The sequence below is a fragment of the Marinobacter antarcticus genome (genome assembly GCF_900142385.1).
In the GTDB taxonomy this organism is placed as follows: domain Bacteria; phylum Pseudomonadota; class Gammaproteobacteria; order Pseudomonadales; family Oleiphilaceae; genus Marinobacter; species Marinobacter antarcticus.
This window is the reverse complement of the sequence record NZ_FRAQ01000001.1, coordinates 1,098,288-1,110,445: the sequence shown is the minus strand read 5'-3', so window position 1 is coordinate 1,110,445 and position 12,158 is coordinate 1,098,288. Positions and strand designations below refer to the sequence as shown.

Genomic DNA, 12,158 nt, shown 5'->3' with positions numbered 1-12,158 from the left:
TCGCGTTTACCCATTCACTGTAGACCTCAAACAACAATAGGTGAACTACCCGGGAATTCCGACAACTCCTGCAGGCAGTCTTCCAGGAAATGTTCAGGATCAGCCAGCACAGCTTCGTCTGCCACCACACCGAACTGAACCTGCCCGGCATAACTGACAATGCTGACCCCAAGCCCGATATCACCGGCCTGAGGCACCCAGAACATCTGCTCCATAATACGGCAGCCGGCGATATAGCGCGCCTCGGGAGTACCGGGAACGTTTGACACCACCGCGCTGGCCTTGCGGTAAAAGACATCTGAAAGCGGCTGACGCAGAGGCTCAGGAATCAGGGATGAGCATGCTGACAGTCCCCAGGCAATTCCGGGCTGCCAGCTCTTTTTCAGCCGGCGGGTTTCCTGCTTGATACGATAAAGCCGCTCCAGAGCGCTCTCGCCATCTACTGGCAGGGGGACAAACACTGTACCGAAGTAGTTGCCGAGCGCATTTTCCTCTGGCTTAAGGTCGTCCGGCAGGCGACTGCGAATATCAACGGGAACGGCGGCATGCAACACGGCATCTTCCAACGTTTCGCCGGCAATACCCAGTCGTGGGCGAACCGCCGCCACCACGCAGCCGAGCAAAACATCGTTGATGGTTACATTGGTCGCCTTGGCGATTGACCGGAACCGGTCCAGAGGAACCGGCACAGACCACCGGCAATGACGTCGGCCCAGCAAGGGGCGCTTGAGATCAGACGGCGTATCTTCCGGCTCAGCCAGAAAATCACTGAATTCGTTTACCAGCTTCAAGCCGTTGCGGGTCAGTTGCTCCAGCAACACACCCGCTTGCTCCCACTGACCGCCCGGCTCCATGCGATGCTTGTCAGTAGCAGCTTCCGATATGGAATCACCGCCCATTAACTGCTCAATCCGGCTTTTGGCCGCCGATATCCAGGGGGATAGATCTCCGGTTTGTCGAGCCCCATAGACAGTAGGATGCTGCTGCGGTGAGGCAGGACACAGGCGATCAAAAATGCCCGTCAGCGATACTCCGTCGGCATAGCAATGGTGCAACCGCAACAGCAAGACCGAGCCACCCTCGGCATTCGGTGCCAGCCAGAACTTCCAGAGCGGCCGATAAAAAGGCAGGGGCTGATTCAAACGAGCGGAAACCCACTCCTGAAGGGAAGATTCCGTGAAACGGTCGAGTACCACATCCAGATGGTGCCTGAGATCAAAAACCGGATCCGGCTCCCACCACCATGCCGGCGCCCGCTTGACGGGCATATACCAGAAGCGCTCCCAAGCCATCCAGTAAACCCGCAAGAATTCCCGGAGCCGGGGCGCGCTCAGGCCATCGACCCGCATCATGACGGTAATGGTCATGGGGTTTCGGGGGTTCTCCAGAGCCAGCCAGGCTGAATCCGCAGGAAGCATGACGTGCGTTTGTTCGTGACTCAAACCCGAACATCCCTGGAAGTGGTGGAGTTGAAAACCGAATGATCAGCATTGTGCCAGACATACACTGCCGGCTCCACAAAGGCACCCGAAGCACACGTTTACAAAAAATTACAATCCTACACCCCTTCACTTCTATACTGGTTATAAGCCTTGATGCAATAGTTATTAGTGCCTCCTGGAGGTTACTGATTGGCCATTGCAAGGCAATAACGGCGTTGCCCGTGCCAATAAAGACCGGGCCGAATGGGAGTTCAACAGGCTATAAGCCGCGCCGGGAGGGGACGCATTATGAAAGCAAGCCATATCCGCAAGCTGATCAAGCCGATCGACAGCGCCTACTCGGAGATGTTCTCGGGGCGAGTCTATCGCGTTGGTGAAGGCGCTGTTTCTGTTCGCAATCACAGTGGCGAGGCAGAGCATACCGTTATTGGCGTGCATGGCTTTCTGGAAAATCATTGCTACTTCACCCAGACCTACGACGCACCGACTACAGAACTGATCCTGCTTACCTGCAGCAACTACCATATCCCGGTAAACGGCGTAACACCGGAAACTCCGGAATGGGAAGTGCCGATCAAGCATCTTGAGGGCACCATTGAATACGATGCCTGCATTCTGAACCAGGCACTGACAAACCTGCCCAGCACCCGAAATGTGCGGATCCACGGCCACTCACGGGGAGGTGCCGTCATTCTCGAAGCCATTAAACAGCGTCCGGAACTCTACGAAGACGCAGAAGTCGTTCTTGAAGCGCCAGCCCTGCCGCAGGGTAAAATTCACCCGTTGGTCTCAACCATCCTGGAGCCTGTCAGTCATGGCATGTGGCCCTGGCTGATTCGCTTGATCAACAGCGCGCCCTCGTCCACTTACGGGCAGACGTTCTTTGGCAAGATGAACCCTCGAAAAAAACAGCTGTTGAGCAAGCTGTTTTACGCCACCCGCGACCACCTGACCATTGTCCGCAATATCGAAAACCTTCTCGAATGGATGTCGCGTACCCATACTGACATCTATCGCCATGTGCGCCACGGCACCTTCCTGATTCCCGGAGTGGATCACATTCTGGATCGCCCGGCGATGCTCGCCAGTGCAAGGCAGAGCCCGACCACCATGCGCATTATCGAGACCCAGGCACCAAGCCACTTCGTTACTCTCGACAGCAAGGAATGGCTGCCTGGTTTTGAATCCCTGCCTGCTGCCGCCCAAAACTGAAATCGAACCGCGCAAGCTGAGACCTGACCTGATGCCCGGCAAATGACCGGGCTTGCTGCAGCCGCGCTTTCCCTCCGGTAAACTACAAGCCTCTAAACAGACTTATCGGAGCCGGCACCATGTATCGTGAGCGCCTTGTCAGCACAGATGTGCGCTCAGAAAGCGCCCGACGCTTACAGCAGCTGTTACTGGACTATCACGATTTCCGGCAATTTAAAGCCGGTCACCGGCTGCTCGACAGTACGCTTACCATTGCAGACTGGCAGGCAGGGCGCCTCAAACTGACCCACCAGGATCTGTATCAGCACCCTGACTACCAGGCTGGCCTGAGGTTCTTGCTCACTGATCTTTACGCCCCCGCCAGCATGACCCGGCGCGACGACAACATAGACCGGGTCTTCCCGAAAATGGTCAAGTGGCTGCCGGACCACCTGCTGGAAACGCTTGCCGGGCTGGTAGAACTGAACCTGATCACCCAGCAGCTGGATCTTGAGTTGGCTGAACTGCTTGATGAGCGTGATATACAAGCCAGATTGGTAACCGCTGAACACTACTGCGAGGTGTACCGGGCCAGCCAGAAGCTGGAGCAGCGCAGAAAGCAGGTGATGCTGGTTGCCGATGTCGGACAGCAGCTCGACCGCTACGTGCGCAATCGCACATTGGGCTGGCTGCTCTCAATGAGCCGCGCCCCGGCGGAAATAGCCGATCTCAGTGACCTGCATGATTTCCTTCACAGAGGTTATTCTGCTTTCCGGAAAATGGATAAAGTGGACTTGCTGATTGATCGGCTGGTGACCCGGGAGCATCGGGTTATGGACAACATTATTAACGGTCACCCAGAGCCGTTTATACTTCCGGGCGACCTTTGATAAACCCCTGCATGCCCGCCCCCTGGCGGATCAGGCTTTCAGAATCTGATCAAGCTGGCTGTGAATCTCCTGCTCAATCCGCGATTTGAAGGGCCGCAGCAACATGCCCAGCTCCAGATGCACGTGCAGATCGGCGCCGGTAATGTTCAGGTGACCTTTAGCACCCGAGCGCTTGAACTTCAGATGATCACCCTCCCACTGGTAATTCAGGTCGAACTGGCTGGAGAGATCGCGGGCAAGCGCCTCTGCCGCTTCGCGGGCATGGTCTTTATCGAGGGTGTGGGCGCGATGTACATCGATTACGGACATGAATCAGTTTTCTCTTCAAAATTGAACGGTTTTACAGTGTAAGGCGGTATTAAACGTCTAGCCACTCTTGTAGCAACCCCGTCAACCGTTAGAATACGGGATTCAGATTCCGACAGGACATGCCCCATGAGCGAGCAACAAACCCCGGCCAGCCCCGGCAATGGCCAGGACGACGTCACCCATTTCGGTTTCAGCAATGTGCCCAAGAGCCAGAAAGCTGGCCAGGTAGCCGAAGTTTTTCACAGCGTAGCGGGTAAATACGACCTCATGAACGACCTGATGTCCATGGGTGTTCACCGGTTGTGGAAACGTTTTACCATTGAGCTTTCCGGCGTGCGCCCGGGCCATCAGGTTCTTGATATTGCCGGCGGAACCGGTGATCTGACCATGAAGTTCTCTGATCTGGTAGGGCGTGAGGGCAAAGTGGTTCTAGCCGACATCAACGCTTCCATGCTGCAGGTTGGCCGCAGCCGCCTGACCGATCGCGGTTATGTGGGCAACATTGAATACGTGCAGGCTGATGCCGAGCACCTTCCCTTCCCGGACAACAACTTCAACGCCGTATCCATTGCCTTCGGACTGCGTAACGTAACCGACAAGGACCAGGCGCTGCGGGATATGACCCGCGTACTGAAGCCCGGAGGCAAACTGATGGTGCTGGAATTTTCCAAGCCCACGAATCCGCTGCTCAGCAAAGTTTACGACACCTACTCGTTTACCGCTTTGCCATTGATGGGCCAGCTCATTGCCGGCGACAGCGAGAGCTACAAGTACCTGGCCGAATCCATCCGCATGCACCCGGATCAGGATACGCTCAAAGGCATGATGGAAAACGCAGGCCTGGTGAACTGCAAGTACTACAACATGACTGGCGGAGTTGTTGCCCTGCACGTGGGAATCAAGCCCTGATGTTTCCCGGCCCGACCCTGCTTACGGCGATGACAGCCATAATCGAGCGGGCACTGAACCACGCGCTTGAGCTGGACCCCGCGGGCCAGCAGGCACTGCTGGGTGCTCTTGAGGGGCCGGTACAGTTCCGCATTACCGATCCAGTCTCCCTTACCTGCTCTCTGCACCGAGCCGGCAACCGGGTGCAGGTGCACAGTCAACCTGCAGAAGAACCCGCCCTGGAAATCAGCGGCAAGCCGCTGGCTTTTGCTGCACTGGCCACGGGCGACAACCGCGTGTTCACGGATAACCGTCTCCAAGTAGCAGGTGATACCGGCCTGGCACACCAGTTTCAACGAGCGCTGGACCAACTCAATCCGGACTGGGAAGCCGCCATGGCACGGCACATCGGCGATGTGCCCGCCCACTTTATCGGTAAACGTATTCGCAGCGCAGTGAGCTGGAGTCGCCAGGCTTTCAGCACCCTGAGCGCCAATATTGAAGAATACGTGCATGAGGAAAGCCGCGCCCTGCCCGGCCGCCGCGAACTGGAAGCCACGTTTGAGGATATCGACTCCCTCAGCCTGCGCACCGAGCGCCTGGAAGCGCGCGTCAACCAGATTGAAAGCCGCGGTAATACTGACAAACCGGAGACTCTGTGACCCGCCTGCAACGCCTGTTCCGAATATCCTGGGTATTCTGCCGCTACCGGCTGGACACGTTTCTACCACTGACTGAGCTTCCAGGAGCACTGAAAGTATTTTTCATGCTGGCACCCTGGCACCTGTTTCCACAGCCAAAACTCAGCCGTGGTGATCGCCTGCGACTGGCTCTGGAAGAATTGGGGCCGGTATTCGTAAAGTTCGGCCAGATTCTGTCCACGCGCCGTGACTTGCTGCCAGACGACATGGCGGACTCCCTCAAAACTCTGCAAGATCGTGTACCTCCGTTTCCCAGCGATGCTGCCCGCCGCATTATTGAAACCTCTCTCGGCGCCCCGGTTTCCGAATTGTTTAAAGAGTTCGGCGCCGATCCCATGGCCTCAGCGTCCGTGGCACAGGTTCATACAGCCACTCTGTTAAACGGCCAGGAAGTGGTGGTCAAAGTGCTGCGTCCAGGCATCGACAAAGTGATCCGCCAGGACCTTGCCCTGATGTACCTTATGGCCAACCTGCTTGAGAAATACTGGACAGAAGGCAAACGCCTGCACCCGGTAGACGTGGTGGCAGATTATGACTCCACCATTCACGATGAACTGGACCTGCAACGTGAAGCCGCCAATGCGAGCCAACTGCGCCGGAACTTCGAGAATTCCTCGCTGATCTACATTCCCTTCATCGACTGGGACTATACCCGCAAGTCCGTGATGGTGATGGAGCGCATCCACGGCATCCCTATTGCCGATATTCCAGCCCTGAAAGCGGCAGGCGTTAACCTGAAGGTTCTGGCGGAAAAAGGCGTTGAGATTTTCTTTACCCAGGTATTCCGGGACAGCTTTTTCCACGCAGACATGCACCCGGGCAATATTTTTGTAGACGCAACCAACCCGGCCGACCCGAGATACATCGCCGTCGATTTTGGCATTGTCGGCACCCTGGCGCCGGATGATCAAAGCTATCTTGCCCGCAATCTCCTGGCTTTTTTCCGCCGTGACTACCGGCAAGTGGCCCAGCTCCATATTCAGTCCGGCTGGGTGCCACCGGATACCCGGGTAAACGAATTCGAAGCCGCCATCCGCACCGTATGCGAGCCGATTTTTGAAAAACCCTTGAAGGATATTTCCTTCGGCCACTTCCTGCTCCGCCTGTTCCAGACCGCTCGCCGGTTCAATATGGAAGTGCAGCCGCAACTGGTTTTGCTGCAAAAAACCCTGCTTAACGTAGAGGGCCTGGGCCGCCAGCTGTATCCGGAGCTTGATCTGTGGAGCACCGCCCAACCTTTCCTGGAAAGCTGGATGCGAAAACGAATCGGCCCGGCGGGCCTGATCAAATCTCTCCAGACCCACCTGCCCGCATGGCTGGAACAGTCTCCGGAAATGCCGCAACTGGTTCACGATGCCTTGCTACAGCTGCGCAGCGCCGGCCCCAGCGAAAAACAGAACCAGGACACACTGGCGCTACTCCGGGAACAGCAACGCAGAACTGACCGACGCTGGCGACGGGGGATCACAGCCGCGGCATTGGTTGCCGCAGCCATTATCGGAACCCAGCCGGAAGCCCTCATATGGGCAGAGAACGCGCCAATCTGGACCTGGGCTTTGCTGGTTGCAGCGGGCGCCCTGGTTATACGCGGCAGCCGCTGAAACTCTTCCCGGTTGCCGCTATGGAGACCAAACAGATGCAGAATAGTGAGGTGGTATCATGCGACTGATTATTTTGTTAATCGCCCTGATCGTTATTGGTCTTCTTGTTAGCAATAAAATCAGTAATGAAACTCAGCCCAACGCTGAAAGCGCTGTGGGGCCGGCGAGCAGCGACGCCCCAAAGATTCCAGTGCAACCGAAAGACGTAAAGCAGTTTGAAAAGGATATGAATGCATTTATGGAAAATGAAGCATCTGAGCAGGCGAGAAGAATTGAGCAAGCCACGCAATGATCATTTTCAATTACTTTGAAATTTCGTGAGTGGGCCGTCGACGGAGTAAGGCCAACTGCATGGGACTTGGTTGGCTCGGGTGTCGCTTTGGCAGGTATGGCAATCATCATGTTCGGGCCCTGCACCACATAACCAATAAATCGCGCCGGAATAGAGAGCGCTAGGCGTGTTATTTAGCTCTGAATATGCAGCCTACTAAATGCGGGTTCGCCGGTGAAACGCGCATGATTCACTGAAACAGAACAGGAATTAGAGTAGCCAACTTACATTCGTGAGGTAGCCGTAAATGACAACTGACACAACTAAAGACTGGACACTGGAACAGTTTCCAGCCCGGGCTTATGACAAGCTGCGCTTCGCAGATACTGACCGACAGGGCCATGTAAACAACGCTGTATTTTCAACACTTATTGAAACCGGCCGAGTCGAACTGATCTATGACCCGCAGGCTCCTCTCGCCTCCCCCGGCACATCCTTTGTGATTGCCAGTCTCAACCTTCAGTTGCGCGCAGAAATTCATTGGCCAGGCATTGTAGATATTGGGACAGCCGTTACGCGTGTTGGCAACAGTTCCATGCAGCTATATCAGGGTCTCTTTCAGAACGGTGTTTGCTGTGCAACGGCGGAAACGGTGATTGTTTGCGTTGACGACAGCACGCAAAAGTCTACTCCGTTACCAGACTCCGCCCGGCACACTCTGGCTCAGTATCAAACTGCAGAAAAAAAGGTGTAACCAGTCTCCAAGGTGACACCAGCAAATGTCTGGCAGAAAACAGGCATTCTGGTTAGGTTCGGGCGGATTAGAATACCGCCCGTTCCGCACTCCTGTTCTTTCGTCGACAATTTGTAGAGCTCAAGTACTCAGGATTCAATGAAATGAAAGACTTATCTGTTAATCTAGGCACTCTTGACTGGCTTGAAGCCATTCGCTGGACAGCCGATGGCCTGGTTCCGGCGATCGCCCAGGATGCTGTCACCGGCGACATTCTGATGATGGCCTGGATGAACCGTGAGTCGCTTCGTCTCACTGCCGAAGAAGGTCAGGCGGTTTACTGGTCGCGATCACGAGGTAAACTCTGGCGCAAAGGTGAGACTTCCGGACACCAGCAGGTGGTGAAAGATATTCGCCTCGATTGTGATGAGGATGTGATATTACTTAAGGTGGAGCAAAAGGGCGGCATTGCCTGCCATACTGGCCGGCGCAGCTGTTTTTACCGGTCCCTGAAAGACGGCCAGTGGGCCAGTATTGAACCCGTTATTAAAGATCCGGATGCCATTTATCGTAAAAACTGAGGGGTGTATGTAGTGAGCGATGTGCTGGAAAACTTGGCCCGGGTTCTGGAAGCCCGAAAATCAGCCGACCCGGAGAAATCCTACGTCGCCAGCCTCCATGCCAAAGGCCTGAACAAGATTCTGGAAAAGGTCGGCGAAGAGTGTACAGAGACACTGCTGGCCGCCAAGGATGCCGAGCACTCGGGAGACACCCGGGCGGTGATCAGCGAAACTGCGGATCTCTGGTTTCACAGCATGGTAATGCTTTCCAGTCTGGGGCTGACTCCCAAGGATATTCTGGACGAGCTGGCCGGCCGGTTTGACCTGTCAGGACTTGAGGAAAAGGCTTCCCGGAGCGACTGACGTGTAAATACCCCTCAGGAGGGTTTCCGCGAACATCTTCTGTTAAAGTACAATAAAACAAAACAGAAACATCAAAACGAGGGTCCCCTGATGGGCATTAGTATCTGGCAACTTCTTATCGTACTCGGCATTGTTATCCTGTTGTTCGGAACCAAGAAACTGCGCAACATCGGCACCGACCTTGGTGGCGCCATTCGTGGCTTCAAGAAGTCCATGGGCGATGACGATACCAAATCCGACGACCCGGACTCTCTGGAAGGTCAAGCCGAGGAGCAGACCCGGCAGACGACTGAAGAGAAGTCCGGGGATAAAACCAAAAGCTGAGACCAGACAGAATGTTTGATATCGGCTTTCTTGAGCTGCTGATCTGCGGCGTTATTGCTTTATTGGTGCTTGGCCCCGAACGGCTGCCAACGGCTGCTCGCGCGGCCGGGCGCTGGGTTGGCCGTGCCCGCCGCATGGTTAGCCAGTTTACCTCAGAGCTCGACAGCCAGCTGAAAGCCGATGAGCTCAGGAAAGAGCTCCGCGACGCCGGCGGCGTAGGCTTGGATGACGTTCAGAAAACCGTGCGCGGAGCTCTGGACGAAGCCAAGAAGTATGAGCACATGATCAGGTCGGACAAGCCAGGCGACATGTTGAAACACAACAAACAGACTGTGACTGACCAAAGCCAGAAAAGCGACGCAACCGCAGAATCCGGTGTAAACGAACCGGATCAACAGGCCGCCGCGCAAGAACCGTCGGATAAGCCTTCATGAATGCAAAGACAGATGGTGAGAAGTCAGACCATCAGAACACCTCTTTCGGCCAACCGGAAATGCCACTGGTTGAACACCTGCTGGAACTTCGTAACCGTTTACTGAAAATGGTTCTGGCCGTGGTTATCTGTTTCGCGGCCATTTACCCCTTCGCCAACGAGCTGTATCTCTGGCTGTCCGAGCCTATTCGGTCACTGTTGCCGATCGGGCAGACCATGATCGCAACGGACATCACCTCACCGTTTTTCGCGCCCCTGAAACTGGCACTGTTCGTATCGGTCTTTGTCGCTATCCCGGTCATTCTTTACCAGCTCTGGAACTTTGTTGCGCCGGGGCTCTATGCCCATGAAAAGCGCCTCGCGTTCCCGCTGCTGTTTACCTCCGTTCTCCTGTTCTATCTGGGCGCCGCTTTTGCGTATTACGTGGTATTTCCTCTGGTGTTCGGCTTTTTTACGGCCATAGGCCCGGAAGGTATTGTTGAACTACCGGATATCAGCAGCTACCTGAATTTCGTGCTGAAGATGTTTTTCGCCTTTGGGGTAGCCTTTGAGATTCCCATTGCCACCATTCTGCTGATCCTGAGTGGCGCAACAACGCCGGCGGATCTGGCAGCAAAACGGCCTTACGTGGTGGTCGGCTGCTTTGTCATCGGAATGATGCTGACACCGCCAGACATTATCTCCCAGACACTTCTGGCTGTGCCCATGTGGATTCTGTTCGAGCTGGGCATTCTGTTTGGCCGGCTGGCCAAACGCGAAGTATCAGAGGCGGAAGCTGACGAGCCGCCTGCCGGATGAATCTGGCTTTACTGTTCGATGAAGACTTTGTTGCGCAGAATCGGGTGGTGCTGCGGGGCCGTCGACTCGAGCACATCAAATCCATTCTCCGCGTATCCACGGGGGATCAGCTACCGGTTGGTCGCGTAAACGGCCAGATGGGGCTGGGCAAGGTGATAAAACTCACCGATTCCGAAACAGAACTGGTTGTTGTCCTGGATCAGCAACCACCGACCCCACTGCCGCTTACGCTCATCCTCGCCATGCCCCGACCCAAAATGCTCCGCCGCATTCTGCAAACCAGCGCGACACTGGGCATCAAGGATATCTGGCTGATTAACAGCTACAAGGTGGAAAAAAGCTTCTGGCAGACGCCATGGCTGTCGGATGAAAACCTGCGGGAGAACCTGACCCTCGGGCTCGAGCAGGCAAAGGATACGGCCATGCCGCGCGTGCACATCCGCAAGCTGTTCAAACCCTTCGTGGAGGATGAACTGCCCGCCCTGTTGAAAGGCAAACAGGCCCTGGTTGCACACCCGGGCACCTCTGCGCCCTGCCCCACACACCTGAATAGTCCCACCGCGCTATGCATCGGCCCGGAAGGCGGCTTCACGCCCTACGAAGTGGTTAAACTGGAAGAGGCCGGATGCCAGAGCGTCCATCTGGGGCCGCGCATTCTCCGGGTGGAAACCGCTGTTCCGGTGCTCGTCAGCCGACTGTTTGACGCCTGCCTCTGAATCAGGAAGCCTCTGATCTGGCTTCCCACATCCGGAGCAGGGGTGTAATCACCGCCACCAGCAACGCACCCGCCAGCAAGCCGAGCAAGCCGTTTGCCAGCATGGGAATCAGCGTGGTGGAGAGACCCCCCGAAGCCACGGCAAAGTCTTCAATAGCATTATAAACCGGCGGTATCCCATGCACCAGAATGCCACCACCCACCAGGAACATGGCAATCGTGCCGAGAATCGACAAGGTTTTCATCATGTAAGGCGCCAGCCAAAGAATGCCTCGCCCTACTTTTTGCGCGAACTCACTGTCCTTCTGGGTCAGGTACAGGCCGCCATCGTCCAGTTTCACAATACCCGCAACCAGCCCATAAACACAGATGGTGATCATCACAGCCACCACTGACAGCACAGCAAACTGCATAACGATGCCCTGACCCGTTACCACTCCGAGAGTGATGGCAATGATCTCCGCAGACAGAATGAAATCCGTTCGGATAGCGCCTTTAATCTTTTGCTTTTCCAGAACTTTCAGATCCACATCAGGCTTTTTCAGGGCCTCACGTAGCTCTTTTTTGTGCTGGCCATCTTCCTTTGCGTGCAAAAACTTATGGGCCAGTTTTTCAGCCCCTTCAAAACACAGAAAAGCCCCACCAAGCATCAACAGCGGAGTGACCAGCCAGGGTACAAAAAAACTGATCGCGACAGCGGCCGGCACCAGTATTGCCTTATTAATCATCGAGCCTTTGGCAACCGCCCAGACCACAGGCAACTCCCGCGCAGGCTTCACACCGGTTACCTGTTGTGCGTTCAGGGCAAGGTCGTCACCAAGCACGCCCGCGGTTTTTTTAGTGGCCGCTTTGGTCATCAACGAAACATCATCAAGAATCGTGGCTATATCATCGATGAGGGCGAGTAGGCTGGTTCCTGCCATGGCACTGGGTTCCCGG

At 55.5% G+C, this 12,158-nt stretch carries 16 protein-coding genes and 1 pseudogene; 14 read left to right on the top strand and 3 right to left on the bottom strand.

Annotation, left to right across the window (positions count from 1 at the left end; translation table 11 throughout):
* Positions 1-26 precede the first annotated feature (26 nt).
* The gene (locus BUA49_RS05205; protein WP_072796087.1) at positions 27-1,442 is read right to left on the bottom strand and encodes a WS/DGAT domain-containing protein; all 1,416 of its coding nucleotides are present in this window, start codon (positions 1,440-1,442) and stop codon (positions 27-29) included.
* A 288-nt stretch (positions 1,443-1,730) separates the two neighbouring features.
* Between BUA49_RS05205 and BUA49_RS05200 the strand changes: the two genes are divergently transcribed.
* Positions 1,731-2,654, top strand: a complete 924-nt coding sequence (locus tag BUA49_RS05200) for an alpha/beta hydrolase (protein WP_072796086.1) — start codon at positions 1,731-1,733, stop codon at positions 2,652-2,654.
* A gap of 119 nt (positions 2,655-2,773) precedes the next feature.
* A complete protein-coding gene (locus BUA49_RS05195) occupies positions 2,774-3,523 on the top strand; it encodes an FFLEELY motif protein (protein WP_072796085.1) in 750 nt (249 codons plus the stop codon).
* A gap of 30 nt (positions 3,524-3,553) precedes the next feature.
* Here the strand turns inward: BUA49_RS05195 and BUA49_RS05190 are convergent, their stop codons facing one another.
* The gene (locus tag BUA49_RS05190; protein ID WP_072796084.1) at positions 3,554-3,832 is read right to left on the bottom strand and encodes a polyhydroxyalkanoic acid system family protein; all 279 of its coding nucleotides are present in this window, start codon (positions 3,830-3,832) and stop codon (positions 3,554-3,556) included.
* 126 nt (positions 3,833-3,958) lie between these two features.
* Between BUA49_RS05190 and ubiE the strand changes: the two genes are divergently transcribed.
* The 12 genes and pseudogenes from ubiE (at position 3,959) to BUA49_RS05130 (ending at position 11,220) form a co-directional block, all read left to right on the top strand.
* Positions 3,959-4,741: a bifunctional demethylmenaquinone methyltransferase/2-methoxy-6-polyprenyl-1,4-benzoquinol methylase UbiE gene (ubiE, locus tag BUA49_RS05185; protein WP_072796083.1), complete on the top strand. Its 783-nt coding sequence runs from the start codon at positions 3,959-3,961 to the stop codon at positions 4,739-4,741.
* Complete coding sequence (locus BUA49_RS05180) at positions 4,741-5,382, top strand: ubiquinone biosynthesis accessory factor UbiJ (protein ID WP_072796082.1); 642 nt, start codon at positions 4,741-4,743, stop codon at positions 5,380-5,382. Before ubiE ends, BUA49_RS05180 begins: the two co-directional genes overlap by 1 nt.
* Positions 5,379-7,022: a ubiquinone biosynthesis regulatory protein kinase UbiB gene (gene ubiB / locus BUA49_RS05175; RefSeq protein WP_072796081.1), complete on the top strand. Its 1,644-nt coding sequence runs from the start codon at positions 5,379-5,381 to the stop codon at positions 7,020-7,022. The genes BUA49_RS05180 and ubiB overlap by 4 nt, the downstream gene beginning before the upstream one ends.
* A gap of 58 nt (positions 7,023-7,080) precedes the next feature.
* Positions 7,081-7,314: a hypothetical protein gene (locus BUA49_RS05170; protein WP_072796080.1), complete on the top strand. Its 234-nt coding sequence runs from the start codon at positions 7,081-7,083 to the stop codon at positions 7,312-7,314.
* A gap of 30 nt (positions 7,315-7,344) precedes the next feature.
* Positions 7,345-7,446, top strand: a pseudogene (locus BUA49_RS05165) (YnfA family protein); the annotation flags it as partial.
* Positions 7,447-7,600: 154 nt separating this feature from the next.
* Positions 7,601-8,047 (top strand): acyl-CoA thioesterase, encoded by a 447-nt coding sequence (locus BUA49_RS05160; protein ID WP_072796079.1) that lies wholly within the window; start codon positions 7,601-7,603, stop codon positions 8,045-8,047.
* Positions 8,048-8,190: 143 nt separating this feature from the next.
* Entirely contained in the window at positions 8,191-8,607 is a 417-nt protein-coding gene (gene hisI / locus BUA49_RS05155) for a phosphoribosyl-AMP cyclohydrolase (protein WP_072796078.1), read from the top strand.
* Positions 8,608-8,619: 12 nt separating this feature from the next.
* Positions 8,620-8,949, top strand: a complete 330-nt coding sequence (locus BUA49_RS05150; RefSeq protein ID WP_072796077.1) for a phosphoribosyl-ATP diphosphatase — start codon at positions 8,620-8,622, stop codon at positions 8,947-8,949.
* Between the two features lie 90 nt (positions 8,950-9,039).
* On the top strand, positions 9,040-9,273 hold the full coding sequence (gene tatA, locus BUA49_RS05145) for a twin-arginine translocase TatA/TatE family subunit (protein WP_072796076.1): 234 nt from the start codon (positions 9,040-9,042) through the stop codon (positions 9,271-9,273).
* A gap of 11 nt (positions 9,274-9,284) precedes the next feature.
* The gene (tatB, locus tag BUA49_RS05140) at positions 9,285-9,707 is read left to right on the top strand and encodes a Sec-independent protein translocase protein TatB (RefSeq protein ID WP_072796075.1); all 423 of its coding nucleotides are present in this window, start codon (positions 9,285-9,287) and stop codon (positions 9,705-9,707) included.
* Positions 9,704-10,504: a twin-arginine translocase subunit TatC gene (tatC, locus tag BUA49_RS05135; RefSeq protein WP_072796074.1), complete on the top strand. Its 801-nt coding sequence runs from the start codon at positions 9,704-9,706 to the stop codon at positions 10,502-10,504. The genes tatB and tatC overlap by 4 nt, the downstream gene beginning before the upstream one ends.
* Positions 10,501-11,220, top strand: coding sequence for a 16S rRNA (uracil(1498)-N(3))-methyltransferase (locus BUA49_RS05130; protein ID WP_072796072.1), 720 nt, complete (start codon positions 10,501-10,503; stop codon positions 11,218-11,220). The genes tatC and BUA49_RS05130 overlap by 4 nt, the downstream gene beginning before the upstream one ends.
* A gap of 1 nt (position 11,221) precedes the next feature.
* On the opposite strand, the gene BUA49_RS05125 is transcribed toward BUA49_RS05130, so the two are convergent.
* The gene (locus tag BUA49_RS05125) at positions 11,222-12,142 is read right to left on the bottom strand and encodes a DUF808 domain-containing protein (RefSeq protein WP_072796070.1); all 921 of its coding nucleotides are present in this window, start codon (positions 12,140-12,142) and stop codon (positions 11,222-11,224) included.
* Positions 12,143-12,158 lie beyond the last annotated feature (16 nt).

Coding starts and splice junctions, on each gene's coding strand:
- tatA (WP_072796076.1), top strand. CDS start 9,040: ATGGGCATTAGTATCTGGCAACTTCTTATCGTACTCGGCATTGTTATC.
- BUA49_RS05125 (WP_072796070.1), bottom strand. CDS start 12,142: ATGGCAGGAACCAGCCTACTCGCCCTCATCGATGATATAGCCACGATT.
- BUA49_RS05190 (WP_072796084.1), bottom strand. CDS start 3,832: ATGTCCGTAATCGATGTACATCGCGCCCACACCCTCGATAAAGACCAT.
- tatB (WP_072796075.1), top strand. CDS start 9,285: ATGTTTGATATCGGCTTTCTTGAGCTGCTGATCTGCGGCGTTATTGCT.
- BUA49_RS05170 (WP_072796080.1), top strand. CDS start 7,081: ATGCGACTGATTATTTTGTTAATCGCCCTGATCGTTATTGGTCTTCTT.
- BUA49_RS05200 (WP_072796086.1), top strand. CDS start 1,731: ATGAAAGCAAGCCATATCCGCAAGCTGATCAAGCCGATCGACAGCGCC.
- BUA49_RS05180 (WP_072796082.1), top strand. CDS start 4,741: ATGTTTCCCGGCCCGACCCTGCTTACGGCGATGACAGCCATAATCGAG.
- BUA49_RS05195 (WP_072796085.1), top strand. CDS start 2,774: ATGTATCGTGAGCGCCTTGTCAGCACAGATGTGCGCTCAGAAAGCGCC.
- BUA49_RS05160 (WP_072796079.1), top strand. CDS start 7,601: ATGACAACTGACACAACTAAAGACTGGACACTGGAACAGTTTCCAGCC.
- ubiE (WP_072796083.1), top strand. CDS start 3,959: ATGAGCGAGCAACAAACCCCGGCCAGCCCCGGCAATGGCCAGGACGAC.
- hisI (WP_072796078.1), top strand. CDS start 8,191: ATGAAAGACTTATCTGTTAATCTAGGCACTCTTGACTGGCTTGAAGCC.
- tatC (WP_072796074.1), top strand. CDS start 9,704: ATGAATGCAAAGACAGATGGTGAGAAGTCAGACCATCAGAACACCTCT.
- BUA49_RS05130 (WP_072796072.1), top strand. CDS start 10,501: ATGAATCTGGCTTTACTGTTCGATGAAGACTTTGTTGCGCAGAATCGG.